18 protein-coding genes are annotated in these 26,325 nt (G+C 55.4%); 12 read left to right on the top strand and 6 right to left on the bottom strand.

Annotated elements, in window-relative coordinates:
* Window positions 1-14: 14 nt before the first annotated feature.
* Complete coding sequence (locus NBH13_RS06055) at window positions 15-725, top strand: lysophospholipid acyltransferase family protein (protein WP_099571265.1); 711 nt, start codon at window positions 15-17, stop codon at window positions 723-725.
* A gap of 138 nt (window positions 726-863) precedes the next feature.
* Here NBH13_RS06055 and NBH13_RS06050 read toward each other — a convergent pair whose 3' ends face one another.
* Both NBH13_RS06050 and NBH13_RS06045 read right to left on the bottom strand, forming a co-directional pair.
* Window positions 864-3,068, bottom strand: a complete 2,205-nt coding sequence (locus tag NBH13_RS06050) for a Stk1 family PASTA domain-containing Ser/Thr kinase (RefSeq protein WP_144164325.1) — start codon at window positions 3,066-3,068, stop codon at window positions 864-866.
* Between the two features lie 138 nt (window positions 3,069-3,206).
* On the bottom strand, window positions 3,207-4,295 hold the full coding sequence (locus tag NBH13_RS06045; RefSeq protein ID WP_144164323.1) for a polyprenyl synthetase family protein: 1,089 nt from the start codon (window positions 4,293-4,295) through the stop codon (window positions 3,207-3,209).
* A 206-nt stretch (window positions 4,296-4,501) separates the two neighbouring features.
* Here NBH13_RS06045 and NBH13_RS06040 point away from each other — a divergent pair, with 206 nt between their 5' ends.
* From NBH13_RS06040 to NBH13_RS06025, 4 genes are all read left to right on the top strand, one after another.
* The gene (locus tag NBH13_RS06040; protein ID WP_250779286.1) at window positions 4,502-5,161 is read left to right on the top strand and encodes a DUF4192 domain-containing protein; all 660 of its coding nucleotides are present in this window, start codon (window positions 4,502-4,504) and stop codon (window positions 5,159-5,161) included.
* 187 nt (window positions 5,162-5,348) lie between these two features.
* Window positions 5,349-6,695, top strand: a complete 1,347-nt coding sequence (locus NBH13_RS06035; protein WP_236824317.1) for an RNA polymerase sigma factor — start codon at window positions 5,349-5,351, stop codon at window positions 6,693-6,695.
* A 121-nt stretch (window positions 6,696-6,816) separates the two neighbouring features.
* Window positions 6,817-9,117: a DNA gyrase/topoisomerase IV subunit B gene (locus NBH13_RS06030; protein ID WP_144171174.1), complete on the top strand. Its 2,301-nt coding sequence runs from the start codon at window positions 6,817-6,819 to the stop codon at window positions 9,115-9,117.
* Window positions 9,118-9,325: 208 nt separating this feature from the next.
* Entirely contained in the window at window positions 9,326-10,531 is a 1,206-nt protein-coding gene (locus tag NBH13_RS06025; protein ID WP_099571260.1) for an MFS transporter, read from the top strand.
* Here the strand turns inward: NBH13_RS06025 and NBH13_RS06020 are convergent.
* Complete coding sequence (locus NBH13_RS06020) at window positions 10,516-11,853, bottom strand: DUF4153 domain-containing protein (protein WP_250779284.1); 1,338 nt, start codon at window positions 11,851-11,853, stop codon at window positions 10,516-10,518. The genes NBH13_RS06025 and NBH13_RS06020 overlap by 16 nt on opposite strands.
* Window positions 11,854-12,148: 295 nt before the next feature.
* On the opposite strand from NBH13_RS06020, the gene NBH13_RS06015 reads away from it, so the two are divergent.
* The 3 genes from NBH13_RS06015 to NBH13_RS06005 are packed head-to-tail and all read left to right on the top strand — an operon-like array spanning window position 12,149 to window position 17,542.
* A complete protein-coding gene (locus NBH13_RS06015; RefSeq protein ID WP_144090572.1) occupies window positions 12,149-12,682 on the top strand; it encodes a DUF2975 domain-containing protein in 534 nt (177 codons plus the stop codon).
* Between the two features lies 1 nt (window position 12,683).
* Window positions 12,684-12,899, top strand: a complete 216-nt coding sequence (locus tag NBH13_RS06010) for a helix-turn-helix domain-containing protein (protein ID WP_099571257.1) — start codon at window positions 12,684-12,686, stop codon at window positions 12,897-12,899.
* A gap of 29 nt (window positions 12,900-12,928) precedes the next feature.
* The gene (locus tag NBH13_RS06005) at window positions 12,929-17,542 is read left to right on the top strand and encodes a DEAD/DEAH box helicase (RefSeq protein ID WP_180753699.1); all 4,614 of its coding nucleotides are present in this window, start codon (window positions 12,929-12,931) and stop codon (window positions 17,540-17,542) included.
* 131 nt (window positions 17,543-17,673) lie between these two features.
* On the opposite strand, the gene NBH13_RS06000 is transcribed toward NBH13_RS06005, so the two are convergent.
* Complete coding sequence (locus NBH13_RS06000; protein WP_250779283.1) at window positions 17,674-20,361, bottom strand: DNA gyrase/topoisomerase IV subunit A; 2,688 nt, start codon at window positions 20,359-20,361, stop codon at window positions 17,674-17,676.
* Window positions 20,362-20,446: 85 nt separating this feature from the next.
* Here NBH13_RS06000 and NBH13_RS05995 point away from each other — a divergent pair, with 85 nt between their 5' ends.
* Entirely contained in the window at window positions 20,447-21,673 is a 1,227-nt protein-coding gene (locus NBH13_RS05995; protein WP_250779282.1) for an alkaline phosphatase family protein, read from the top strand.
* Window positions 21,674-21,688: 15 nt separating this feature from the next.
* On the opposite strand, the gene sepH is transcribed toward NBH13_RS05995, so the two are convergent.
* Window positions 21,689-22,726, bottom strand: coding sequence for a septation protein SepH (gene sepH, locus NBH13_RS05990; RefSeq protein WP_250779281.1), 1,038 nt, complete (start codon window positions 22,724-22,726; stop codon window positions 21,689-21,691).
* 149 nt (window positions 22,727-22,875) lie between these two features.
* Here sepH and NBH13_RS05985 point away from each other — a divergent pair, with 149 nt between their 5' ends.
* The 3 genes from NBH13_RS05985 (at window position 22,876) to NBH13_RS05975 (ending at window position 26,122) form a co-directional block, all read left to right on the top strand.
* Entirely contained in the window at window positions 22,876-23,169 is a 294-nt protein-coding gene (locus NBH13_RS05985; protein WP_022245122.1) for a DUF4193 domain-containing protein, read from the top strand.
* On the top strand, window positions 23,169-23,645 hold the full coding sequence (gene dut, locus NBH13_RS05980; protein ID WP_065447216.1) for a dUTP diphosphatase: 477 nt from the start codon (window positions 23,169-23,171) through the stop codon (window positions 23,643-23,645). Before NBH13_RS05985 ends, dut begins: the two co-directional genes overlap by 1 nt.
* A 155-nt stretch (window positions 23,646-23,800) precedes the next feature.
* On the top strand, window positions 23,801-26,122 hold the full coding sequence (locus NBH13_RS05975; RefSeq protein ID WP_144171178.1) for a RelA/SpoT family protein: 2,322 nt from the start codon (window positions 23,801-23,803) through the stop codon (window positions 26,120-26,122).
* 125 nt (window positions 26,123-26,247) lie between these two features.
* On the opposite strand, the gene NBH13_RS08735 is transcribed toward NBH13_RS05975, so the two are convergent.
* Window positions 26,248-26,325 (bottom strand): IS3 family transposase (locus NBH13_RS08735; RefSeq protein WP_350446133.1); only part of this gene is annotated, 78 nt, incomplete at its 5' end.

Genomic DNA, 26,325 nt, shown 5'->3' with positions numbered 1-26,325 from the left:
GAGGACCGTGAAGAATGCTCTACTGGTTTTTCGTTAAAGGCCTAGGACCGATCGCCATCCACCGTTTGGGGCCGACCGCAAAAGGGCTTGAAAACATTCCTCGCGAAGGCGGTGCCATCATTGCGGCCAACCATCTTGCCGTCATCGATGATGCACTGTTGCCACTGACCAGCCCACGCATGATTCATTTCATGGGCAAAGCCGAATATTTCGAAGGTAAAGGCATCAAAGGCAAGTTCAAGAAATGGTGGTTTACATCCGTTGGCGTGTTTCCCGTGGACCGTTCCGGTGGCTCCAAGTCGTTGGGCGCGTTGAACCATGCCCGTGAAATCATTGAGGACGGCCACCTGTTCGGCATCCACATCGAAGGCACCCGCAGTCCTGATGGACGTCTCTATAAAGGCCACACCGGTGCGGCGCGTCTGGCATTCGAAACCGGATGCCCGATTGTTCCGACCGCCATCATCGGCTCCCGAGAATTGCAGAAGCCAGGGCAGGTCATTCCCGACAAAGGCAAGACCACGGTGATTTACGGCAAGCCGATCGAGGTCGAAAAAAAGCCGGTGGATCAGATTACGCACGATGATCTGCGCTCGCTCACCGACCGTGTGACCATGGAGATTCAGAAGATGAGTGGTCAGGAATATGTGAACGAATACGCGCAGAAGGTCAAGGAACTGCTGAAGGCGACCAAGAAAGCAGAAGAGCAACCGAAGCAGGACTGAATTTCGTCGTTGCCGCGCAACCGCAAAGATGGTTAGAAAGCGGAGGCGGAACGCCATCAGTGAGCCCATCCAAGAAACCGGATGGGCTCACTTTATTGTAGGGAAGCACGTTGCCGTATCCGGCGGTTCCCTTACGTTTTAGAACAGTGAGGAATACATCTTCAATGTGATGGTGGTTGGTATGCCGTTCTCGTCGCGAAGACGCACTTCGGTGCCACCTACCGGATCCTGCGAAGCGACCTTCTTGTCTTGGTTGGAATCCAACGTGAGCTGCGAACTTACCTTGACCGTGAATCCGAGTTTTTCCAATGCGGCTTTGGCGTCAGAGGCTTTCTGCCCCACATAATTCGGCAGGGTTATGGTTTCCGGTCCTTTGGAAACCACCACGTCGACGCTGTCTCCCCAATGCAACGTATCACCGTTGTTGACGGAAGCGGAAATCACCTGCCCTTGTGGAATCTTGTCGTCGAAGGATTCCGTCCAATTGGTGGTGAGTCTAAGATCATCCAGCGCCTGCTGTGCCTCGTCCTTCGTCTTGCCGACGATATCGGGCATAGTGACTGGCTTTGGTCCCTGCGACACCGTGACGGTGATCGTCGTATTATGCGGCAATGTGGCACCGGGATCCACACTTAACGACAGCAACGCCCCTTGAGGCACGTCAATGGAATACGTGTCATCGGAAGCGGCGGTCTGCTCGACATTATCGAATCCAGCCTTCTTCAACGCATTGATCGGATCCTTGCCGGATGCGCTGGTCGCGTCGAGAATATCGGAGGGAACCGTCGCCGGCCTGACTCCCTTGGAAACCACGACCTTGACCTTCTGACCGCGACGCTTGCTGCCACGATCGCCGACATTCGCCGGATCGGTGGAGATGATATCGCCTTCCGCTACGGAATCGCTATACTCTTCCGACACTTCGTATTCGATATCGGAAACCTTCAGCAGACTCTCATAATCACTCCATTTCACACCGGTGATGGGGCAGGCCACGGAATCACTGCACGACATGCCATCCGGCTGAGGCATGGTCCAATAACTGCCGGGGCCTTGGTAATACCACCATGCCCAGCCGCCTGCGCCGCATGCCAGAAGAAGTGCAGCCACACCTGCGATGATAAGCGGCGTATGATGCTTTTTCGAAGATTTGTTCTTTCCCACATTGCCGTAATCGCCGTTCTGCACGACAGGGGATTGTGACGTCGTGCCGTCGTCTGAGGCATTGGCGTCTACATCCGGCGGCAATGATAAGCGCGTTGTCGCCTCGGGATCAACGTTCTGCTGTTGCACCGGCATGACGGTCGTCATGTTCGGTTTGACCCTGTCCAGCTTGCGTGTGCGATCGTCGAATTGTTGCGTCGGTGGAGCAGGGGGAGCGGGCGGGGTCGGATTACCCTCATTCATCGGAGCAACGGCATCTTTCGCTTGTGCGATATTGGGCGATACGTTGACGTTTGCCGCGGGAAGCTTATACTGCCAATCGCTGACCGCGAGCATGGATTGCAGTCGCTGCAGCTCGGCCAATGCGGCGGAAGCGTCTGCGGGGCGTGCTTCGACCGCGCGCGCCGTGAGGTGAGCGATGAATGCAGCCACATGGGCATTGATGCCCTCACAGGCGGTAACGATGCTTGGCACATCCTCATGAACATGCTTGAATACCAACGTCACCGGATTGTCCGAAGTGAACGGCACCTTGCCTGCGAGCATTTCCCAAGCCATGATGCCTACTGAGTACAAGTCGCCTTGAGGCGTGGCCTGATTCTTCTCAATCATTTCCGGCGCCAGATATGCGGCCGTTCCAAGTAGAACGCCAGTGGAGGAAAGCGTTGCCTGTGAAACCGTTTTGGCCAAACCGAAATCGGTGATCTGCACATGGCCGCGGTTGTTGAGCAGAATGTTCTCCGGCTTGATGTCGCGATGCACCACGCCCGCGCGGTGTGCGGAAGCAAGGCCATCCAACGTTTCGCCGATGATACGCAACGTTTCACGAACGCTGAACGTGCCTTGCTGGTTCATCTCGTAGCGCAGATTCACGCCGTGAACATACTCCATGACGAGGTAGTCAAGACCGTCGAATTCGCCGGTGTCATACACTTGCACGATATGCGGATTGGCGATGGCGGCCGCGGAGCGTGCCTCGCGGTGGAACCGCTCCACGAATTGGTCACGGTGCGGCCCCTGAGCCAGCTGCGTATGCATGATTTTGATGGCGACAGTGCGCCCCAAGCGCTCGTCTACCGCCTGGTACACCGTGGCCATGCCGCCATCGGCGATTCTGCTGACGACCCGATACCGGCCTTCGATGACCTGACCTTCGGGGGCATGTGGAGCTTCACTCATGGTTGATTGCTGCGGTTCCTTCTTCAAAACGCTTCACGCTGAACGTGTTCTCATTTGTAGTCTACAAGCAGAGGTTTGCGGATTATGCAACGACCGTGCGTCCTGTCCGGAGACTGGTCAGAAGATACGCGGATCTCGTCACGCATTTGCACGTATGTCAGGTACGAAACGTGCGCAGGCCTCGACGAGCGGCGATTTGCGATACTCAGAAAGATCAAGCGCATCGATAGCCGATTTCGACGCATGCCACAGATCTGCGATTCTGTTGCGGGATCGCGCGATGGCTCCCGTCTGTCCAAACAGTTCAATGGCGCGTTGCACTTGAGTCTCGGAACGCGAATCGGCTTCCCACATGTCGATAAGCTCACGTCGCTGCCCATCATCCGCAGCGTTGATGGCATCGGCGAGAAGCACGGTACGCTTGCCTTCGCGAATATCTCCGCCAACAGGTTTTCCGGTATTCCTGCTTGATCCGACAACGTCCAAAAGGTCATCCGCAAGTTGGAACGCCAAACCGAGCGGCAAGCCGACCGCCACTGCGTGCCTTCGAGCATCATCCTTGCTTAAACCAGCGGCAAGCATGCCGAATTCCAAAGGGGCGATGGTGGTGTAGCTGGCAGTCTTCCAACGGAATACATTCAACGAAGCCTCCACCAGTTCGTTCGGATCGTCCAACGAGTTGAGCTCCACCGCCAAATCGAGTATCTGGCCAACCTCGACCTCGCGATGCATATTAAGCAACGCCGCAACCACATCGGAACCATAAGTAAGCTTGGATGCGGCCTTATCCGCGATATCCACGCTCGCCGTGGCCAACATGTCGCCGAGCATGATACCCAAACCATGACCGATAGCCTCACTATGCGTATCGGTGGAAAACGCACGATGCGCGGATGGCTTGCCGCGCCGCAGATCGGAATCATCGATGATGTCATCATGCACTAGGGCGCCGGTCTGAAAAACCTCCACGGCACACGCCAAATTAAGTAGCGCATCGAAATCGCGTTCCAGCACATCCTTCGAAGCGAACGCGCGGAACGAATCCAACGTCAGCAAGGCGCGAAGCCGCTTGCCACCCTCACTCGAAGTGACCGCCTGCGTGGCGACCATGTCTGCGATAGGCCTGCAGGAAGAGGCAATCGAATCGTCCGCATGAGGGAACGCAAAATCCTTCACTAACGAAACAATGCGTGATTCAATCTGTTCCAAATCGGAGGAGCTAGTCATACCAACAGTTATCCACAGGCATTCGACAAGACCAAATCTCAATGATTGCAATAGTTGTGGCAGCGAAACCATTTTGCGAAACGCCGAAAGACCCATCCTCCGACCACAGGCCTCGAAAAACAGCGCATCGCCTCGACGCATCAGGCATAGTGCCATACAAGCGGCGCGCAGAGAAGCCGATCAATCATGCCAAGGAGGGCAGAACAATGACAGCCAACAGGACCGTACACATCACCGGAATGGAAATGAAAGAAACCATCAACCAATTCGAACAAGATTGCCGATTGAATGGCACGCGCAAAGCGGTACACTCCCTCATATCGGAGGCGTTCCTCATATGGATGGACGCACTCGAACAGGCGTCGGTGGAGAACGACGAGCCATGGCGAGTAGGCGTGACACGTACCGAATGCAGCCTCGATAGGGACACGGTCATACGAATTACAGTGGGCATGGGCGAAATGCTGTCCATACGCGATGCGTTCCTCATCTCCGCCATAGTCGACGAGCAACGCGCCAGTCGGGAGTTCCTTATGGATTTCGCCGAACGACCCAAGCAGTCCATCAACGCGCAACGTTTGGAACAGCTGCTCAGCGATTCATTCCGTGATCCCCTAGCCAGACCCGATATGAAACGTTGCGATCAGGCGATCAACATGCTGTTCGACATTATCGATATGATTCCGAAGACATATCGGGCGCAGCCGTTCGCCGTAATCAGCTACATCATGTGGTGGATGGGGCAGGAAGGCGCCATGGCAGCCGCCATCAGCGCGCTCGCGATAGATGATCAATGTTCGCTGGCGGCGATCGTATGTTCGGCGGTCGAACGGCATATCGGGCCTGCCTGGACATCGGAAACCTAAGGCAACACGCCGTAAAGTGGCGTGACTTGCGCGTGAAGGCCTCATTATGCGGGAATAATCGTCCTTGCAAGATGGTTTACTCACATAGTTGACGATTTGCCCTTGCCAGAAGTGGGTCCTTGTGGTATACGCTTCTGGCAGGATCAATAGGAGGATAAGTTTGGCCACCAAGGAAACGACGGCAAGCATGGAACAGGCTGATCTGACCGAAAAGACCACCTCCACGAAGAAAGCCGCTACGCGTAAGGCCTCCACCAAGAAAAGCGCAGCGAAGAAAACCACCGCAACGAAGACCCCTCGCAAGACTACCGCGAAGAAGAGCGCCCCTGCCAAGAAGGAGGAGCCGCTCGAGGATGATGCACTTGACGATGAGGACGCTCAGGTAGACGACGCCGATCTTGACGATTTCGACGCCGATCTCGAGGACGTCGATTCGGATGGTGACGACGATCTCGATGATGACGAGGAATCCGAGCCGGAGGATGACGACGAGGATGAGGAAGAACGCAAGAAGCCGGAAGAGCCCAAGGAAAAGGGCGCTTTCGTGGTGCGAGACGATGACGATGATGAGAATCTGACTCCGTCCGGCAATCCGAAGCGTCGTGTGATCGCAGCAGGAGCGACCGCCGATCCGGTCAAGGATTACCTGAAGCAGATCGGTCGAGTGAGCCTGCTGAACGCGGAGCAGGAAGTCGACCTGTCCGAGCGTATTGAGGCTGGTCTGTATGCCCAGCACCTGCTGGACACCGAATCCGACCAGATGGATTTCAAGCGCAAGCGCGAGCTTAAGTGGGCCGCAAACGATGGCAGGCGCGCCAAGGATCACCTGTTGGAGGCTAACCTGCGACTCGTGGTGTCGCTGGCCAAGCGCTACACCGGACGTGGCATGCTGTTCTTGGATTTGATTCAGGAAGGCAACCTTGGTTTGATTCGAGCTGTCGAAAAGTTCGATTGGAAGAAGGGCTTCAAGTTCTCCACCTACGCCACGTGGTGGATTCGTCAGGCCATTACCCGAGCCATGGCCGATCAGGCGCGTACCATTCGCGTGCCTGTGCACATGGTCGAAGTGATCAACAAGCTATCCCGTGTGCAGCGCCAGATGCTTCAGGACCTTGGTCGTGAACCTACGCCGGATGAGCTTGCGCGCGAGCTTGACATGCCGGTCGAGAAGGTGCAGGAAGTGCAGAAGTACGGTCGTGAACCTATCTCCCTGCATACTCCACTGGGCGAGGACGGCGATTCCGAGTTCGGCGATCTGATCGAAGATACCGACGCCATCGCGCCATCCGATGCGGTTGCTTTCTCGCTGTTGCAGGAGCAGTTCAGGCAGGTGCTTGAGACGCTGTCGCCGCGTGAAGCCGGTGTGATCAAGATGCGTTACGGCTTGGAAGACGGACAGCCGAAGACACTCGACGACATCGGCCGTGTGTATGGTGTTACCCGTGAGCGTATTCGCCAGATCGAGTCGAAGACCATGTCGAAGCTGCGCCACCCGTCTCGTTCGCAGACGTTGCGTGACTTCCTTGATCAGTGATCAGACGATACATATGTGAATGAAGTCGAGAAATCCGGCGGGAATGTCGAATTTCTCGGCTTCTTACGTCTACAAGACGTTTTTATGTTTTTGAAAGACCGAAGCGAATAAGTAAGTCGGAATGAGGGAAATGGCGAAGGACAAGGACAATTACGGCGCAGGCAGTCTTACTGTGCTTGAAGGTCTTGACGCGGTGCGCAAGCGCCCAGGCATGTATATCGGCACCACCGATAGCCAAGGTTTGATGCACTGTTTATGGGAGATCATCGATAATTCCGTCGATGAGGCCCTTGCTGGTGTCTGTAACCATATTGTTGTGACGCTGCATTCCGACGGTTCCGTGGAAGTTGCCGACAACGGACGAGGTATCCCTGTCGACATTGAGCCGAAGACTAAGCTTACCGGCGTGGAAGTGGTGCTGACCAAGCTGCATGCCGGCGCGAAGTTCGGCAACTCTTCGTACGGCGCCTCTGGCGGCCTGCATGGTGTGGGCTCGTCCGTGGTGAACGCGTTGAGCTCCAGGCTTGATGTGGAAGTGGATCGTGATGGCAAAACCCATCACATGTCGTTCCATCAGGGTCACCCGGGTGTGTATACCGACGTCGATCCGGAGCATCCGTCGCCGGATGCGCCGTTCAAGCGCACGCGCAAAAACCGCCCGACCGAACTTGAGATCATTGGCAAGGTCAGTCCGAAGACCACCGGTACCCGCATCCGTTACTGGGCTGATCCGGAGATTTTCAACGATACCGCAGAATTCAGCTACGAGCAGCTGATCGACCGTGTCAGGCAAACTAGCTTCCTGGTGCCGGGATTGAAAATCACCGTCATCGACGAGAATATTCCGGAAACCGGCGATGAATCAGTCGACGAAATGCTGGAAGTCGACGATATTGCAAATGCTGCAGGTGATGAACCGCAGGAAATTGCCGAAAGCGATGAATCTGAACATGACGCTGCCGAGCACGAGGAAGCTGCGGAGCAGATCGAGGAAACCGATGTTGCGGCACAACCTCAGGGATCGAAGTATACTCACGCCCGTATCGAGGAATTCTGCCATACCGGTGGCGTGAGGGATTTCGTGGACTACCTGTCCAAGGGTGAAGCCGTTTCTGACATTTGGCGCGTTACTGGCGAAGACACGTACGTTGAAGAAACCCAGGCCGTTGGCGACGGCGGCGAGTTGCATGCGCAGAAGGTCACAAGAAAGTGCGCCGTTGACATCGCCATGCGGTGGACCAACGGTTACGACACCACCATGCGCAGTTTCGTCAATGTGGTGGAGACCCCCGGCGGCGGCACGCATGTGGACGGCTTCTTGTTAGGAATGACCAAGCAGATTCGTAAGGCCATTGAAGACAATGCGCGCAAGCTCAAGGTGAATCTCAAAGATTCCAACATGAAGGTCGAACGTGATGATATCCTGGCCGGTCTTGTGGCCGTCATCACCGTGCGTATCGCCGAACCGCAGTTCCAAGGCCAGACCAAGGATGTGCTTGGCACCGCGCAGGTCAAGCCGATCGTCAGCAAAATGACCGACAAGCAGTTCGGTGAGATGATCACCGGATCCAAGCGCGGCTACAAGGAACAGTCCGGTCGCGTACTTGAGAAGATCGTCGGCGAAATGCATGCCCGCATTCAGGCGCGTAAGACCAAAGAGGTGACCCGTCGCAAGAACGCGCTCGAATCGGCGTCCATGCCTCCGAAGCTGTCTGACTGCCAGCCGGGTAATGACGATGTAGCCGAACTGTTCATCGTGGAGGGTGATTCCGCGCTTGGTACCGCCAAGGCCGCACGTAACTCCGGCTTCCAGGCGTTGTTGCCGATTCGCGGCAAAATCCTTAACGTGCAGAAGGCGTCGCTGTCACAGATGTTGTCGAACAAGGAATGCGCGGCGATTATTCAGGTGGTCGGTGCTGGCTCCGGTGCAAGCTTCGACATTGAGCAGGCAAGATACAACAAGGTCATTATGATGACCGATGCAGATGTTGATGGTGCGCATATCCGCATTCTGCTGCTCACCTTGTTCTACCGTTACATGCGGCCGCTCATCGAGCATGGCCATGTGTATGCGGCTGTGCCTCCATTGCATCGCATCGCCTTGACCGGAGCTCGCAAGGGGGAGTACATCTACACGTATTCCGATGATGAGCTTGCCGGAAAATTGGCTGAGCTTGACAAGAAGCACATCAGCTACAACGAGGACATCCAGCGTTACAAGGGTCTTGGTGAGATGGACGCCGATCAGTTGGCTGACACCACCATGGATCCACGCACGCGCATGCTGCGCCGTATTCGTATGGAAGATGCCGAACAGGCCAGTCAGATCTTCAGTCTGCTGATGGGCGATGATGTGCCTCCTCGAAAGGCATTCATTGTTGAGAATGCCGATGACTTCGACCGTTCCAAGATCGATACCTGATTGGTGCTTTTCGATGGTTCGCCCTCCGCTGCGTCAAAGACGTTGCGGAGGGCGTTTTCTTAGCGAAGAGGTATGTGATTTCGCGCGGTAAAGATTTAAGATTCTGCGGTAAATAGTGCAATTGAGCAGTTACCGATCGGTAGATAGATATGTTTACAATAATGGCTGATATTGTCTTCGGCAGCTATCAGTTAAGAGGGAGTAGGACGTGGTCAATCTTTTGCTTGCCGTGATTTATGTGGCGTTCATCAGTCTTGGTTTGCCGGATGCGGTGTTGGGTGCCGCATGGCCGACGATGAGTGTCGATTTGGGTGCGCCCATCTCTTGGGCTGGCGGCATTTCCATGACGATTTCCGCTGGAACCATCGTCTCCGCGCTGCTTTCCGACCGTATGACCTTGCGTTTTGGGGCGGGCAAAGTCACCGCGGTTTCCGTGGCTTTGACGGCGTTGGCGTTGTTTGGCTTTTCGGTGGCTCCGAACTATTGGGTGCTGATTCTGCTTGCCATCCCGTACGGCTTGGGCGCTGGCGGAGTTGATGCGGCCCTCAACAACTATGTGGCCATTCACTACGAGAGCCGTCATATGAGCTGGCTGCACGCCATGTGGGGCATCGGCGCATTGACCGGCCCATACATCATGGGATTCGCTTTGGGTGCGGGCCAAGGCTGGTCGTGGGGCTACCGTTACATCTCCATACTGCAGGTTGCGCTCACCGCCGTTCTTATTTTCAGCCTGCCACTGTGGAAGAAGCGTTCCGAGGTGAAGACGGGCGAAGTTTCCGGCGAATCCGACGGAACAGCCAATAATGAAACTCGCAAACCGCTTAGTGTGCGAGGCGTGCTTGCCATTCGCGGCGCCAAAGAAATCCTGGTGATGTTCTTCTGCTACTGTGCGCTGGAATCCACGGCCATGCTGTGGGGCAGTAGCTACATGGTGCTCGGCAAAGGCATTGATAAGACCACGGCCGCCACGTGGGCCAGCCTGTTCTGCATCGGCATCACCGTAGGCCGCTTGGCGAGTGGCTTTCTGACCATGAAGTTCGACGATCCGACCATGATTCGTCTGGGCCAGGCGCTCGTACTGACCGGTATCGTTAGCATGTTATTGCCGTTGCCGCACAATATCGGCACTATTATGGGGCTGATGGTCATCGGTCTCGGCTGCGCTCCGATTTACCCGTGCGTCATTCATTCCACGCCGGCATATTTTGGCGAAGACAAATCACAGGCAATCGTCGGCATGCAGATGGCATGCGCATACGTCGGCTCGATGTGCATGCCGCCGGTATTCGGCTTGATCGCACAGCATGTCAGCGTGCTGTGGTTCCCTCTGTACATGTTGGTTTTCCTGGTGCTGATGGTGATCATGCACGAGAGCCTGCGTAAAAAGTGCGCTGGTCAGACCATCGGCTGATAGGGCGTTGCCGCCACTGCGTCTGCGATGCCATGAGCAGCATTGTAGATTTCGCATATACGGTTAGGGCTACTGAAACCGAGCGCCACATACCATACGATAAACAGTACGGCCACGGTCGCGGTCAATGGCAGTCGTTGTGTTTTCAAACGAATAAGACATAACAGGATTACAGTGGCAAGCAAGGCGATGAATGATGCCGAAAGGTAGCGTAGCCAAGTCAAACCGTATGCGTTGATGTACAGCCCTAGTCGAAGTGCCGCTGAGGTCAGAATAATGGCTGTTAACGCCAGCAATGCGACCAATGTGATGTTGAGCATGCGTGTGCGTGGCGCGAGAGTGATCGCCAAGCCGAACAAGGTCACATTAATGGTCGTGACTGCCAACAGTTGAAAGAATCCGCTGCGTGCGTATTCGCTATAGGTCAATCCATCTGGCAGTGCGATTGAACCGTCAGTGAGCGATCCTGCGAACAGGAACCGGACTTGTACGGCACAAAACAGCGCGTACACCATCAGGGTCACGGCCAGTACCACGAACGCTGTTATTGAACTGAGGGAGAAACGTTGCTTCGGCGGTGTGGAAGTGGGTTCGGTGTCGATGCTGATGAGCAGAGAGAACAGCAATGGCCACGGCAATACGATGAACATGATGTGAAGAATGAGCGCCATCGGATTGAAATCACGGAAAACGTTCAACACCTCATATTGCACTATTTGATCGGCGCCGACAAGCAACGGTATGATCGTCAAAAGCAATGGAATGGAAATCAGCAGCGCGATGCCGATTTCGCGCACTTTTGAACGTTGTCTCGACGCGACTGCGAATCTTGCGAATATGACGGAAAACGGCTCCGCAAAATCGCGAATGTGAATAAACGGCTGCTGCAACCAGCCGGTAAACCAATTCCAGACAACTTGAAGTGGACGACGAACATCGTAACGCCCGTTGACCAGCTGACAGTGCAGCATAAGCAACGCCGGTTGAACGAATTGCGTGGTGAGCGCGTATTCGTCGTTTCCCGAATAGTACCAGGTCGCTTGGGCGAGTATATTCCACACGCCAATGGCGACGATGCTTCCTAAAGCAAGCCAAACAAGAACTTGTTTTCGTGCGGTTTTCCAGTGCAGCGCGGTTACGGTAAGCGCACAGATGATCCAGAAAACCGGCAGTTCATATCCGATAAGCCATGTCGGAGGTATGCTGCAGATCAGACGGTCGAATGCGAAAGTGATGAGAAATGCAGCGCCAATGGTGATGGCCGCGCGTTTGTCGAGGGGGCGTTGCGCTATTTCTTCCTGCGTGATTTTGGGTTTCGACAAAGGCTGTTCCTCCTGATGTGCGGATGATTCTTGTGTTGGTTGGTTTTCTTGTGCTCTTGGTGTTTCTTGAGTCTCTCGCATTTCTCGTAATGACGATGATTGTTGAGATTGTGATGGGGAAGCGCTGGCTGGTTCCGTCATAACAAATTCCTTCCTTGAGTGTGTTGGATGTCATCGTACATATCGAAAAACGATAGAAAAATATCGACTAACATACTTTCACAAGATTTGCATATCGAATATCGATAGATTATTATCGATATTCAGGTTTATTGGATTGAAGGAGACGGATATTATGTCGAATTCCGCGGCGAAACGTTCCATGGTGATTGGCGTATTGCGTGTGCTGATTGTGATAATTGCAATATGCTGCCTCGGACTGCAGGTCAGTGCGATTGCGGCATCCGCTGGCGTTGCTTCCAAGTATGCCGACGCTGACTCGATGCATTGGCTGTATGCGGTTGCCGCAGTGCTGATTGTCGCTTGCTTCGAGTCCGCGTTGGTACCGCTGTGGAGATTGCTGACCTTGGTTGAAAAACGCGATGTCTTTTCCGGTAAGGCCATGCGTTGGGTGAATCACATTCTCGTATATGCGGGGATTGAAGGCGTACTGGTGCTCGCTGTGATGGTTGGTCAAATCTGGTTGTCGCCTTCGCGCTTTCTGATGGCTGCGGTGGGGGTCGACTGGCAAATGTTTCCATACGTCGTGCTGGCGGTCGGTGCGGCAACGCTTCTGCTGATCGCAGCGTTCGAACTGTTGATGGTGGTGATGCGCTCGCTGCTGATGCAGGCCATCGAACAGCGTGACGAATTGGCGGCGGTGATTTGATATGGCCATTCGCGTGAATCTTGATGTGATGCTCGCCAAAAGAAAAATGAGTGTCAATGAACTGGCGGAGGCTATAGGCATAACGCCGGTCAATGTTTCGGTGTTGAAGAACGGACGTGCCAAGGCAATACGGTTTTCCACGCTTGATGCCATATGTGAGACATTGCATTGCCAACCGGGAGATGTGCTCGAATGGGTTGATGGCGAAGGTGAGTGACGTCTCACGGTGATGCAATAATCGAACGTATGTACGAATGTTTGAACTTGTTCTCAGAGCCGACCAAAGCATGGTTCAAACATGCGTTCAATCGGCCCACCGAAGCCCAGCGGCAGGCGTGGCCAGCCATCCATTCCGGCGGGAACGTGCTCGTTGTGGCGCCCACTGGGTCGGGTAAAACCCTCTGTGCGTTCCTTTCGGCTCTTGACCGGCTTATGGCGGGCGGAGCGCGTTCCGCAGGAGTGGACATTCATGGCGAAACCGCGGCAACCGAGAGCCATACGGAACGAAGAACTGTGAAGAAGGGTTCCCGCAAGAAAACGAAGCGTAACGTCAAAGTGCTGTATATTTCGCCGTTGAAGGCGCTTGGCGCCGATGTGACGAAGAATCTTGAACTGCCATTGCAGGGAATTTCTCAACAGTGCGAGGCGATGGGGCTGCCCGTTCCCGATGTTGAAGTGGCTATGCGCAGCGGTGATTCCACACCTGAACAACGTCGAAAAATCGTCAGCCATCCGCCGGATATTCTCGTCACCACGCCAGAATCATTATTCCTGCTGCTTACCTCTAAAGCGAACAGCATATTGGTGGGTGTGGAAACAGTGATCGTCGATGAGGTGCATGCGGTAGCAGGTACGAAGCGAGGCGCGCATCTCGCATTAAGTCTTGAACGCCTTGACGATATGATCGGACATCCAGTGCAGCGCATAGGGTTATCGGCAACCGTTAATCCCGTTGAGGAAGTAGCGCGGTTCCTTGGAGGTTCGCAACCGGTAACGGTGGTGAACCCCGGCGATGCTCCGGCTATGGATTTGAGGGCCGTGGTACCGTTGCGCAATATGCTTGACACCAGCGCTACAGGTGGTTCGGTATGGCCGGCTCTTGAACGGTCCATTCTCGATGAGGTGTTGCGGCACCGAACCACATTGGTGTTCGTCAACTCGCGTGGATTGGCAGAGAAGCTTACTGCACGGCTCAACGATATGTATGCGGAGTCGAAACAGGGCACGGAAGCAACCGATTTGAATGAGCACCGTGACTTGGGCTCACCGGAAGGCCGCGAGCAATTTGCCGGGCATTACGATTCGGTGGTGGGGTCCACCACCATGCTGGTTGAATCGCATGACGATGTTAATGTGATTGCCATGGCGCATCACGGGTCCGTGTCAAAAGATCGGCGCAAATGGATCGAAGAGCAGTTGAAATGCGGTCAGTTGCGTTGTGTGGTGGCCACTTCCAGCTTGGAACTCGGCATCGATATGGGCTCTGTGGATCTGGTGATTCAGGTGGCTGCCCCATTGTCGATCGCATCGGGATTGCAGCGAGTGGGCCGTGCCGACCACAATGTCGGGGGAGTCTCGCATGCGTTGTTCTTCCCCGTCACCCGACAGCAGATTATTGGCGTAACAGCCAGCATGGAATGTATGCGGGAAGGGGCTATAGAACCATTGCGCATGCCCCGCAATCCTCTGGATGTGCTCGCACAGCAGACCGTTGCGGCCGCGGCCATGGAAGATCTTCCCACGAATGATTGGTACGACCTCGTGCGTCGTTCCGCGCCTTTCCGAGATCTCGACCGGTCCATGTTCGATGCGGTTATCGGCATGATGACAGGCACGTACAACAGTGAGGACTTTTCCGCATTCCGACCGCCGCTGCAATATAACGAAGAAGCGGGACTGATTTCCGCACGTCCAGGAGCGCAACGTTTGGCAGTGACCAGCGGCGGCACCATACCTGACCGTGGCATGTACACGGTGGTGCTTCCAGAAGAAGGCTCCGGTCCGGGCCCTCGGCGGGTAGGTGAGCTGGACGAGGAAATGGTATACGAATCCCGTGTGGGAGACATCATCACCTTGGGGACTTCGACTTGGCAGATCCAAGAGATCACACGAGACAGGGTAGTGGTGGTCCCCGCACCGGGCCGTACCGCACGCCTGCCATTCTGGCATGGGGACCAGGACGGGCGCGATTATGGTTTCGGATTGGCACAAGGGCGTTTGACACGCGAACTCAGCCAAAGGTTGCACAGACATGAACCAGAAAAGAATGGTGATCAGAATACGGTCCAAACTGTATCGGAAGTGCGGTTTGACCGTGAGGCCACACAACGTTTGAAACGGGACGGTCTTGACCGCAATGCCATAAGCAATCTTGCCAAACTGCTTGACGAACAACGTGAGGCGACCGGTGTGATTCCTTCGGATCGTGATCTCGTGGTGGAACGTTGTCAGGATGAAGGTGGGGATTGGCGCATTATCATCCATTCGCCATACGGTAGGCGCGTGCATGAGCCTTGGGCGTTGGCTATTACCGCGCGAATCAAACAGCGGTTTGGTTTCGATGGTCAAGTGTATGCGGCCGACGATGGCATCGTTCTACGATTGCCGGACGGTTATGGCGATTTGCCGATGTGTGAGCTTCTGCTGTTCGACGTGGACGAATTGCAGCGCATCGTTGAGACACAGGTTGGCGAAAGCGTGCTCTATATGGCCCGATTCCGCGAATGCGCGGCCAGGTCACTTTTTCTGCCGCGCACTCGTCCAGGCAAGCGTGTGCCGCTATGGCAGCAGAGGTTGAAGGCCGCACAACTATTGAATGCGGCCCGTACCCGTAAGAATTTTCCCCTATTGCTGGAAACCGCGCGCGAATGCCTGCAGGATGTGTACGATCTTCCCGCATTGCACACGATTATGAACGGGTTGAATGCTGGAACGATACTGCTGTCGGAAGCGGTTACCGAAACGCCGTCTCCGTTCGCGGAGAACATGCTGTTTGGTTTCGTTGGATCGGTGATGTACCAGTATGACGTGCCGCAGGCCGAACGAAGCACGCAGTTGCTGTCCATGGATCTGGAAGTGCTCGAACGGCTTCTAGGAAGCACGGATATGGCATCGTTGTTGGACGCCGAAGCTATTACACAAGTGGAGGGCGAGCTTGCTGGGCGAACATTCTGGAATGATCTCGCCGAAGAAGATATCAGCGGGCGCGTAACAAGATACGCCAAAACGCATGGACCATTCACCGCTGACAAGATGATTGCCGAACTGGGCATTGACGCGGCTCAGGCGGTGCATGCGCTTGATGAACTGGATGCCCGAGGAGAACTCATCAAGGGAAGATTCACTGATTCAGGTGAGACTTCCGAAAAGAACGATATTCAGCAATGGCTCCACAAGGATGTTTTCCGGCGTATTCGAGCATTGTCTCTTGCCAAGGCCAGAAAGGCCGTCAAACCGGTCGATTCGAGCGTCTATCAGGCGTTTCTGCTTAATCGTCAGGGCGTTGGCCCTGTTGGAGGTGAACGCTACGAAGGCGTTGATGGTCTGATGCGTGTCATCGAGCAGTTGGAAGGCGTGTTCCTGAACGCTTCGGTATGGGAGTCCATGGTATTCCCGGCACGTGTGCGTGACTATCAGCCTAGTATGCTCGACGAACTCATCTCATCGTCGGATGTGGTGTGGGTCGGTTCGAAAGCAAGTGGATCCAACGCCAAAGAAGCTGGTGAGATCGCCTTCTATCCAGCAGGTTCCTTGCTGCTCAACCAGCCTGAATCGGCGGTGGATAAGCTGAACGATAATGAAACGTTGACCATGCCGGATGCCGTGTTAACGGCGTTAAGCGGTGGCGGAGCGTTTCCTATTCAACTGCTTTCAGCCGTGACAAAAACCATCTGGCTTGAGCATGCCGAAGCGCAGGTGAACCCCGAAACGGGCGAAATCATCTTTCCGGCATGGGGCGAGCGGCAGTTCGAAGAAGCCTTATGGTCACTGGTATGGCAGGGGAAAATGACGAACAGTTCGTTCGCACCAGTACGAGCGCTTCTGCACGGAGGCAAAACCGTTCACGCACCCCGTCGTGCCGCGCGTAGACGCGTCACCATGCGTCCTCCAACACCATTGGCGCTGAGTGGATTATGGTCCGCAGTATCTTGTGGCGACGGGCGAACCGTTATGCCAAACAAACCACTAGACGGTGTTATCGAGCCGGGCATGCTCGAAAACAGCGATACCGGCATTGACATGGCGCATACGGCAAGTGTAGAGGAGCGTGAGCTGGCGCTCATCGACTCATTACTGGACCGATACGGCGTGATTGCCGCTCCTTTGGTTGACAAGGAACGGATTGCCGGAGGATTTTCAGCGCTCTATCCGGTACTCAAACGAATGGAAGAACATGGCACACTGGTCCGAGGCATGTTCGTGAAAGGTTTTGGCGCGGCACAATTCGCGGAACGAGACACCGTCGACGCGCTGCGCAGCGACACGCAATGGCACAGTCAATCCTGCGTTGCGCTCGACGTGACCGATCCCGCCAATCTCACTGGTTCCGCAATCGCCTGGCCAGAACAGGATTACCTCAAACCAGCACGCAGATCCGGTTCCATCATTGTGCTCAAACAAGGCGAACCGGTACTGTTCTCCGTGCCAAAAAGCCATAAAATTGTCAGCTTCACCGCAGACGAAACAATATTAAGACCGTCATGCGCCGAACTTGTCTATGTATTGCAGCGCCAACCCAGCGGCAGCATCAGCTTCAGCGAAATGAACGGAACATCATTGAAAGCACGCAATGAATACCGGCAAATCCTTTACGCCGCAGGTTTCGTCGATAGTCCGCAAGGCATGAAACTTTACTGTTGAAAAAGATCATCATCGCTAATGCATAGTGACAGCGCGGACGAAAACGCAGGACAACAATGCCCGCGTCCCACGAACGGAATCCTAAACGATTCCAAACTTCGCAAAACGCGGGCACGTCATATTGCAATGGGTTAGCCGACAATGGCGATTGGCGTGGAAAGTTCCGTACCAGAACCGTCACGACGCATATCCGGCTTTGGCAATTCCACGCCGGCACCGCCCTGCGTGGAAGCGTGTACGGGGTATGTGCCCACAAATGCGAGAATCAACGTATCCTGTCCCTTGAGGAAGCGCTGCGAACGAACGCCACCGGTACCGCGGCCCTTCGTCGGATACATTTCCAACGGGGTTACCTTCGCGGAACCATTCTCCGTACCCGGCAACGCTTCGGAATCACCTGCAATCGTCAACACCACAGCTCCAGACGCGGAGAACAGGCCATTCTCGCCTTCTTCATAATTCCATGCCACCTTGCTGGCGGGAACCACAGCGAACGCAGCCACTGAGCAGCCTTCAGCCAGGCGAATGCCTGCCATGCCTCCGGCGGTGCGTCCCTGCGGGCGTACGTTCTTCGCCTCGAACGTCAGCAGGGAGGAGTCGGTGGATACGAACACCAGCCGATCCTCGTCACGCGCCTCGGCGGCGGCCAGAACTTCATCATCATCCTTCAAATCGATGACACTCCATGAATCCATGGTGGTGGGCGATTCACGATTCCAACGCTTGACTACACCATTACGCGTACCCAACGCGAGAGGAGTGGACTCTACGGCATTATCGCCGGAATCGTCGGCGGATGGCATGGCGATCGCGGCGATTACACGTTCACCACGAATTGGATCGGTGTTTTCCGTCATACCGATCAATTCTTCGGCGCGAACGCCGCCAGTCACGTGGAGCGGCCCATCTGCAGACACAACTGGCAATTCCACGACATGCGCCACAATCAGACGGCCGGCAGATGTGATCAAACCATATGAAGAACGCGTGGTCGTGCGGAAGATCGAAATAATCTGATCATCCTTTACACGCTGGTCGGCAGAAGAGCGATTCTCCCAGCGCTCCAAAGCGTCTTCGGAGGTACGTGCGATCAGACCAGTGGCTGACAACATCACAGCGCACGGTTCGTCATCAATCTGCAAAGCCATGGCTGCGGCATTGTCTTCGCCGGCTTTTTTCGCGGCCTTCGCGGCGGCGGCGACATCGGCGGCAGCTGACGACACTGTGGCTGCGGCGCGCGCCGCAGCCACAGCGGAGGCGGATACTCCATCATCGCCATGCGCCGTAACGGGCACAAGCCCGCCGTCAGCATCTTCATCCAACAGCACAGTGCGACGTGGCGTGCCATACGTGGCAACAGCCTCGTCCATTTCGGCGATCACCACGCCGTCAAGAGCCTCAGAGGAGGCAAGAATGCGATCCAACTCCTCGATACGTTGCTTCAAATCGTCGCGTTCCGCTTCAAGCTCGATGCGGCTCATTTTCGTCAGGCGACGCAAGCGCAAATCGAGAATGTACTGTGCCTGAATCTCATCCAGATCAAACACCTTGATGAGCTTCGTCTTTGCTGCTTCGGCATCGTCAGACGAGCGAATCACCTGAATCACTTTGTCAATGTCGACCATCGCAAGCAGAAGGCCTTCGACCAGATGCAGACGTTCCAGCGCCTTCTTTTTGCGGAATTCGCTACGACGGCGAATTACCACACGACGATGGTCCACCCACACCTGAAGCATTTCCTTCAAGCCCATGGTGTGTGGGCGACCGTTGACCAACGCCACGTTATTGATGGTGAAATTGTCTTGCAGCGGCGTGTGCTTGAGCAGTTGCGCAAGCACGGCGTTCGGGTCGAAGCCGGTTTTGATTTCAATGACAAGACGAGTACCGTTATGGCGGTCCGTCAGGTCGATTGCGCCGGAAATACCCTCCAGCTTGTGATTCTTTACACCCTCGGAAATACGTTCCAACACACGTTCCGGGCCGACCATGAACGGCAGTTCCGTTACGACAATTGCCTTCTTGCGAGCGGTTACGTTTTCAATATGCGTCACCGAACGCGTGGTCAACGCGCCACGACCGGTCTCGTAGGCCTCGCGAATGCCCTTACGTCCCACAATCACGCCACCGCTCGGCCAGTCCGGACCTGGAACATAGCGCATAAGCTCTTCCAACGTGGCGTCAGGATGATGCATCAAATGTTTGGCTGCGTTAACCACTTCGCCCAGATTGTGCGTTGCCATATTCGTGGCCATGCCAACGGCGATGCCGGAACCGCCATTGACGAGCAGATTCGGAATCGCGGCAGGCAAAACGGTTGGCTCCTGCAGCTTGTTGTCGTAGTTCGGTGTGAAATCCACTGTATCTTCGGCGATATTCGCGTTCATGCCAAGCGCAGCCTGGGCCATACGCGCCTCAGTGTAACGGGAGGCCGCAGGACCGTCGTCAAGAGAACCGAAGTTACCATGGCCATCCACCAACGGCAATCGCATCGCAAACGGCTGCGCAAGACGAACCATTGCCTCATAGATGGCGGAGTCGCCATGCGGGTGAAGCTTACCCATCACCTCGCCGACCACACGAGCCGACTTCATGTACGGACGATCCGGATTGAGGTTCATCTGACCCATCTGGTAGATGATGCGGCGCTGCACCGGCTTCAGACCGTCTCTGGCGTCGGGCAATGCGCGGGCATAGATCACCGAATACGCGTATTCGAGGAAGGACTTGCTCATCTCCTCGTTCAACGGTGTTTCGACGATGTTCTCTTTGACCGTACGCGGGTCAAAGGCTGGTTTTGCCGGTTTGCGGTGCGACACCATGCGGTGAATCTCCTCACGGAAAAGTAATGGTAATCAACCTAGCAATGTTACCAGCCGGTACCACCGCGGTGCTTGAATAGGAGTCATGAGTGTTGAAGTGCCAAGCGACGAAGAGCTGCTTACCATGACCGAACCGGCATGCTACGGAGATGACATGCCATCTGAAGGGGCCCGTGGGGGAGCGTTGCACCTGTCGTCAGTACTTCCTGCGGTTTCCAACGCCATTGGCTGCCCCATGCCAACGGACATTCATTCTGACCCGAAAGGTCTGCAGGAAGCGCTTGGACTGCCGGACGCGGCGTCCGCGGTCGTGGTGCTCGTGGATGGTCTCGGCTACTGGAACCTCAACATGAGACTGGGACATGCGCCCTACTTGCGGTCCCTCATGAACGAGTCCGCCAATCAACGTCCCATCGCCACATGCATGCCGAGCACTACCGTCGCGGCCATGTCTACATTCGGTACGGGAACATGCCCCGGTATGACGGGTATGACCGGCTATACGCAGCTCAATCCGAAAACCGGTGAAATATGCCAGCTGATTTCCTTCAAAAATGCGGTTCCTCCGCTTGAGTTGCAGCAGCAGCCGACCATGTTTGAACAGCTAAGCGCGCAAGGTGTTCGTGTGACCAGTTCTGGATTGCCGAAATTCGCGTTTTCCGCGTTGACGCAGGCTGCCTTGCGTGGCAGTGACTACATTTCCAACGATGATCCGCACAAGCGTGTCGCAGTCGCGGCTCAGGCGGCGAAAAATCCCGGACTGACGTACCTGTATCTGCGTGATACCGATAAGGTCGGGCATAATTACGGTTGGGATTCCGACAAATGGATTGGCACGTACGAGCGTGTTGACGCTCAGCTCGGCCTTCTCCGCCGCAGCGTGCCCAAAGGCACATTGATTGTGATTGTGGCGGACCACGGTATGATCACCACTGATCCCGAATCCGTGATTGACATTGCACAGGATCAGCGGCTCATGCAGGGCGTCGCCCATGTCGGCGGTGAACCGCGTTGCGTCATGCTCTATGCGGAACAGGGCGAGGCCCCGGAAGACATCGCCACACGGTGGCGTGACGTGTTGGAAGACCGGGCACAAGTGCGTACGCGATCGCAGGCGATTGCGGAGGGTGTGTACGGACCTGTGGTCTCGCACGTCGAACCGATGATTGGTGATGTGATCGTATCGGCCACGAAGGCCGTCACCATCGTGGATTCCCGTACTCAGGTGGAAAAGGCGATGCATCTGCCGAGCGTGCATGGCTCGCTCACCATGCTCGAGTCCGATATCCCCTGTCTGATCGACGTGGCCTAACATGCAGGGTTTGGCTCAGTCGCCGAACAGAATCTCATCCCAACTTGGCACGGCGGAACGTCCGGCGCGCCGCTTCGATTTGGTGGTGTTTTGGCTGTGCGGATCAGGTGTTTGATTCGTGTTTGCGGTGTTCGAAGCGGTATCCGATGTGGGCGCGACGGTGTTCTGAGCATTGCCTGTTGCATTGGCGTCGGTTGTCGTCATGGTGTTTTCCGGTTGGCTTGACGGCGGGACGTCGGCGGTCATGCTCGATGTGTTCGGCGTGTCGAATTCGTTAGGCGCGCCGATTGGCATGATTGGAACGGAAGGTGCCGCTGAAGGGCGTGCCGCCGGCATGGACGGTTCAGGCGTGTTCCATGCCGATACGGTCTGTTCGATTCGCGCCGATCGGGCGGAATTTCCCGGAAGATTCAGCGAAGCGAGGAAATTCTCGTCGGCGTGTTTCTCGGCGTGTCCTTCCTTCGGTGTGTCTTGCTCCCCGATGAGCTTGCGTGCAGCGGAATTCAAACAGCTTACGGCGTTGTCATGCATGTTCCACGACCATTCCGCGCAGACAGTATGGCCGGAGGAAACGAACTGAGCGCTGATTTTCCAAGGTTCCAAGCCAAGTCTGGTGGCCTTCCAAGTCACGTCTTCCAAACGCACCCGCGCCGCCGCGAATGTGCGTTCAATCAGTTCGGAAAGCGTACGTACACGGCTTTCCTTCGGTGCCGGAACGGCGAGGAATTGCTCAATCGCATATTGTTTCTCCGTTTCGACCGAAGCCGAGAAACGCCGAACGAGCGCTTCACTCAACGAATATCTTTCCGCAACACGCGCGGGATCGGCGCCGGCACGAATCAACGACTGAATCTGTGAAATCGGCAGGGTGATCGGAGTGTGCGTCTGCTGTTTCCCCTGCACTTCGGAACGAATCTGCTTGGCTTCCAAAACGGCTCTTTCAAGCGCTTCATCGACCTTTACAGAGAACTTTCCGGCACCTGAAACAAAAACGAGTTCACCGGCATCATTAACATGATCGAACCGCGCTTCCTCGAGTAAATTCTCAGGCACAACACACCACTTTCCTTCAAGAATTACTGTTTATTCTATTGTGCCCCACGTGTCGGATTTTACGAGTATTTCGAATCGTGTATCCTATGCGGGGTAAAAGTCATGTATCCTATGGCGCATAAGCACCATAGATGACGAAAGGAATCTCGATGGCACAGGATTATGATTCCCCGCGCAACAAGGACGAGGACGAGGAGTCGCTCCAGGCTTTGGGCAAGAGCTCCCAGAACACTTCCAACGACATGGACGATGACGAGAATGCCATCGCCGAGGATTACGAGCTGCCGGGCGCAGACCTCAGCAACGAGGACGCTTCGGTGACCGTCATTCCTATGCAGGGGGACGAGTTCATCTGTTCCGAATGCTTCCTGGTGAAGCATCGCAGCCAGCTCGCATACACCACTGACGATGGCCAGCCGGTGTGTCAGGAGTGCGCTGCCTGATGGCGTTCGACGAAACATACAACGAGCCGGAAAACGTCGAGGTTCTAGTAAAGTCGCTGAATCCCGACCAACCGGCGGAACTGTACTATGCCCATGCCGGGGATGCCGGCGCCGATTTGCGTACCACCGAGGAAGTCACATTGAAGCCGTTCCAGAGGGCGCTGGTGCCTACGGGAGTGGCGATAGCGCTTCCAGCGGGTTATGTGGCCTTGGTACATCCACGGTCCGGTCTTGCCGTCAAACAGGGCGTTACCGTGTTGAACGCACCTGGAACCATTGACGCGGGCTACCGTGGCGAAATCAAGGTGCCTCTGATCAATCTTGATCCGGAACACACCGTGACGTTCCACCCGGGGGACCGCATCGCGCAGCTGGTCATCCAGCGTTATGTCGAGGCTAGGTTCATCGAAGCGGAGACGTTGCCCGGATCTGACCGTGCTGAGCGTGGCTTCGGATCCACCGGCGTGGCTTCCTGAACCGAGCATGCGGAGGCATAAGTGCCAAGAATCCGCAAATGCTGGCGACACAATGGTTTTCGGGGGTATCTGGCCGTGCAACACGCGGTCGGATACCTCGGACATACCGTGATGCACGGGTAGTATAGGGAGCATTGCGAGCGAGGAGGTGGACGATGGGAGACATTGAACACGAGGTTCGTTCTGCCCGAATGTTGGGCTGCGAGATCAGCACGAATCCGCTTGATCCGCTTGAGCCGATTCTGAAGATGTGCGAATACCATCATCCCGATGAGGATATGAGCATTCTTGAACGTGCTTATGAGCGTGCAGTCAAGCAGCATTCTTCACAACGGCGCAAGTCGGGCGAACCGTACATCATCCATCCGTTGGCTGTGGCGCAGATTCTTGCGGACCTTGGCATGGGGCCGCTGGTTGTGGCCGCGGGCCTACTGCATGATACGGTCGAAGACACCGACTACACGCTTGACGAGTGCCGTGCCGAGTTTGGCGATACCGTGACAGGTTTGGTCGATGGCGTCACCAAGCTTTCCAAGATGGAATACGGCGATTCCGCTCAGGCTGAAACCATCCGCAAGATGGTGGTCGCGATGAGCCGGGATGTGCGTGTGCTGGTCGTCAAACTTGCCGATCGCGTGCATAACGCGCGTACGTGGCGTTACGTCAAAACGCCGAGCGCACAGAAGAAAGCGCACGAAACGCTCGACGTGTATGCGCCACTTGCCAATCGTCTCGGTATGAATGCCATCAAAACCGAATTGGAAGAGCTCAGCTTCAAAGTGCTCTATCCGAAAATCTATAACGAAATCGTGGTGCTTGTCGCACGTCGTGCGGGCCAGCGAGACGTGTATTTGAAGCAGATTCTTGCTGAGATTAACGAAGATCTTGACGAGCAGAACATTTCGGCGTACGTGACGGGACGTCCGAAGGATTATTTCTCGATTTATCAGAAAATGATCGTACGCGGACATGATTTTGCGAATATCTACGATTTGGTGGGTGTACGCATCATCGTCGATACGATCCAGGATTGTTATGCTGCGTTGGGTGCGGTGCATGCGCGTTGGAACCCTGTTCCAGGTCGTTTCAAGGATTACATCGCCATGCCGAAACTCAACATGTATCAGAGCTTGCACACCACGGTGGTTGGCCCTGGCGGCAAGCCTGTCGAGATTCAGATTCGCACGTGGGATATGCATCGTCGTGCGGAATTCGGTATCGCCGCGCATTGGAAGTACAAGGAGAACGGTCAGGCCGGTCGCGCGTTGAGCTCGCCTGATAAGTCCGATCGCAAGCGTGGCGAGAATCAGGAGTTGAGCGAAGCCGACAATCTCAAGTGGATTCAGCAGCTTGCCGCCTGGACGAGTGAGACTCCGGATTCCAACGAGTTTCTGGGCTCTCTGAAGGAAGATCTGGGTGCTTCCGAAGTTTACGTGTTCACACCGAAAGGCAAGATCGTATCGTTGCCTGCCGAGGCGACACCGATTGATTTCGCCTATGCGGTGCATACCGAAGTCGGTCACCGTACCATGGGTGCTCGTGTGAACGGCCGTTTGGTGCCGCTCGACACCAAGCTTGAAAACGGCGACACCGTTGAAGTGCTCACGTCGAAGTCCGAATCAGCTGGTCCGTCTCGTGACTGGCTGAGCTTCGCGAAGAGCCCGAAAGCCCGTAACAAGATTCGCCAATGGTTCAGCAAGGAACGTCGTACCGAAGCTATTGAAGAAGGTCGCGATGAACTGACGCGAGCCATGCGCAAGCGCAACCTTCCGATCGCAACATTGTTGACTCCCGAAGCGTTGGTCGGTATTGCTGACGAGTTGAATCTCGCCAATGCTGAGGCTGTGTTCGTGGCAATCGGTGAAGGGCAGATCTCCACTCAGAACGTCATTTCGCACTTGGTTCGCGATGCGGGCAGCGACGAAGTGAACGAAGAAGTGGAACAGGAGGCGCTGCCGCTCAAGCAGGTGGAACGCACCAAGAAGACCACCAGCGCGCTGGGTATTTCCGTCAAAGGCGTGGGAGACATTTGGGTCAAGCTTGCCCGATGCTGCATGCCGGTGCCTGGAGACCAGATTATTGGCTTCATCACCCGCAATCAGGGCGTATCCGTGCATCGTGTGGACTGCCAGAACATGCTGGACTTGCAGAAGCGTCAGCCAGAACGCGTGGTCGATGTGCAGTGGACCAGCACCAAGGGCGTGTTCATGGTCAAGATTCAAGTGGAGGCGCTTGATCGCCCGCATCTGCTGAGTGATGTGACGCGTGTGCTTTCCGATCATGGTGTGAACATTATTTCCGGCTCCATTTCCACGGGTACCGATCGTGTGGCCACCAGCCAGTTCAGCTTTGAAATGGCTGATCCGCAGCATTTGAACACTTTGCTTGCCGCAGTGCGTAAGATCGAAGGCGTGTTCGACGTGTACCGTATCACCGGTGCCAAGGATTCCGCCGAACCACGCTTGCGTAAAATCTGACACAATCAGTGCGGTCGTGAGACTCATCTGAACTGCTGCAGATCCTCTCGGAAATAATGAAAAGCCCCTCAAGTGAACTGTGAACTGCGCCCCGTTTGTTGGACGTTGTTAATTAGGATACAGCCCTAGACCGCGAGGGACATGCTCCGGAACTCCTCCGGGGTGTGTCCCTCGAGTCGTATCTGGCGCCGTCTGGTGTTCCA

Source organism: Bifidobacterium intestinale, assembly GCF_023656765.1.
In the GTDB taxonomy this organism is placed as follows: domain Bacteria; phylum Actinomycetota; class Actinomycetes; order Actinomycetales; family Bifidobacteriaceae; genus Bifidobacterium; species Bifidobacterium hominis.
Note: the sequence above shows the minus strand (reverse complement) of the source record. Positions and strands in the feature narration are given on the sequence as shown.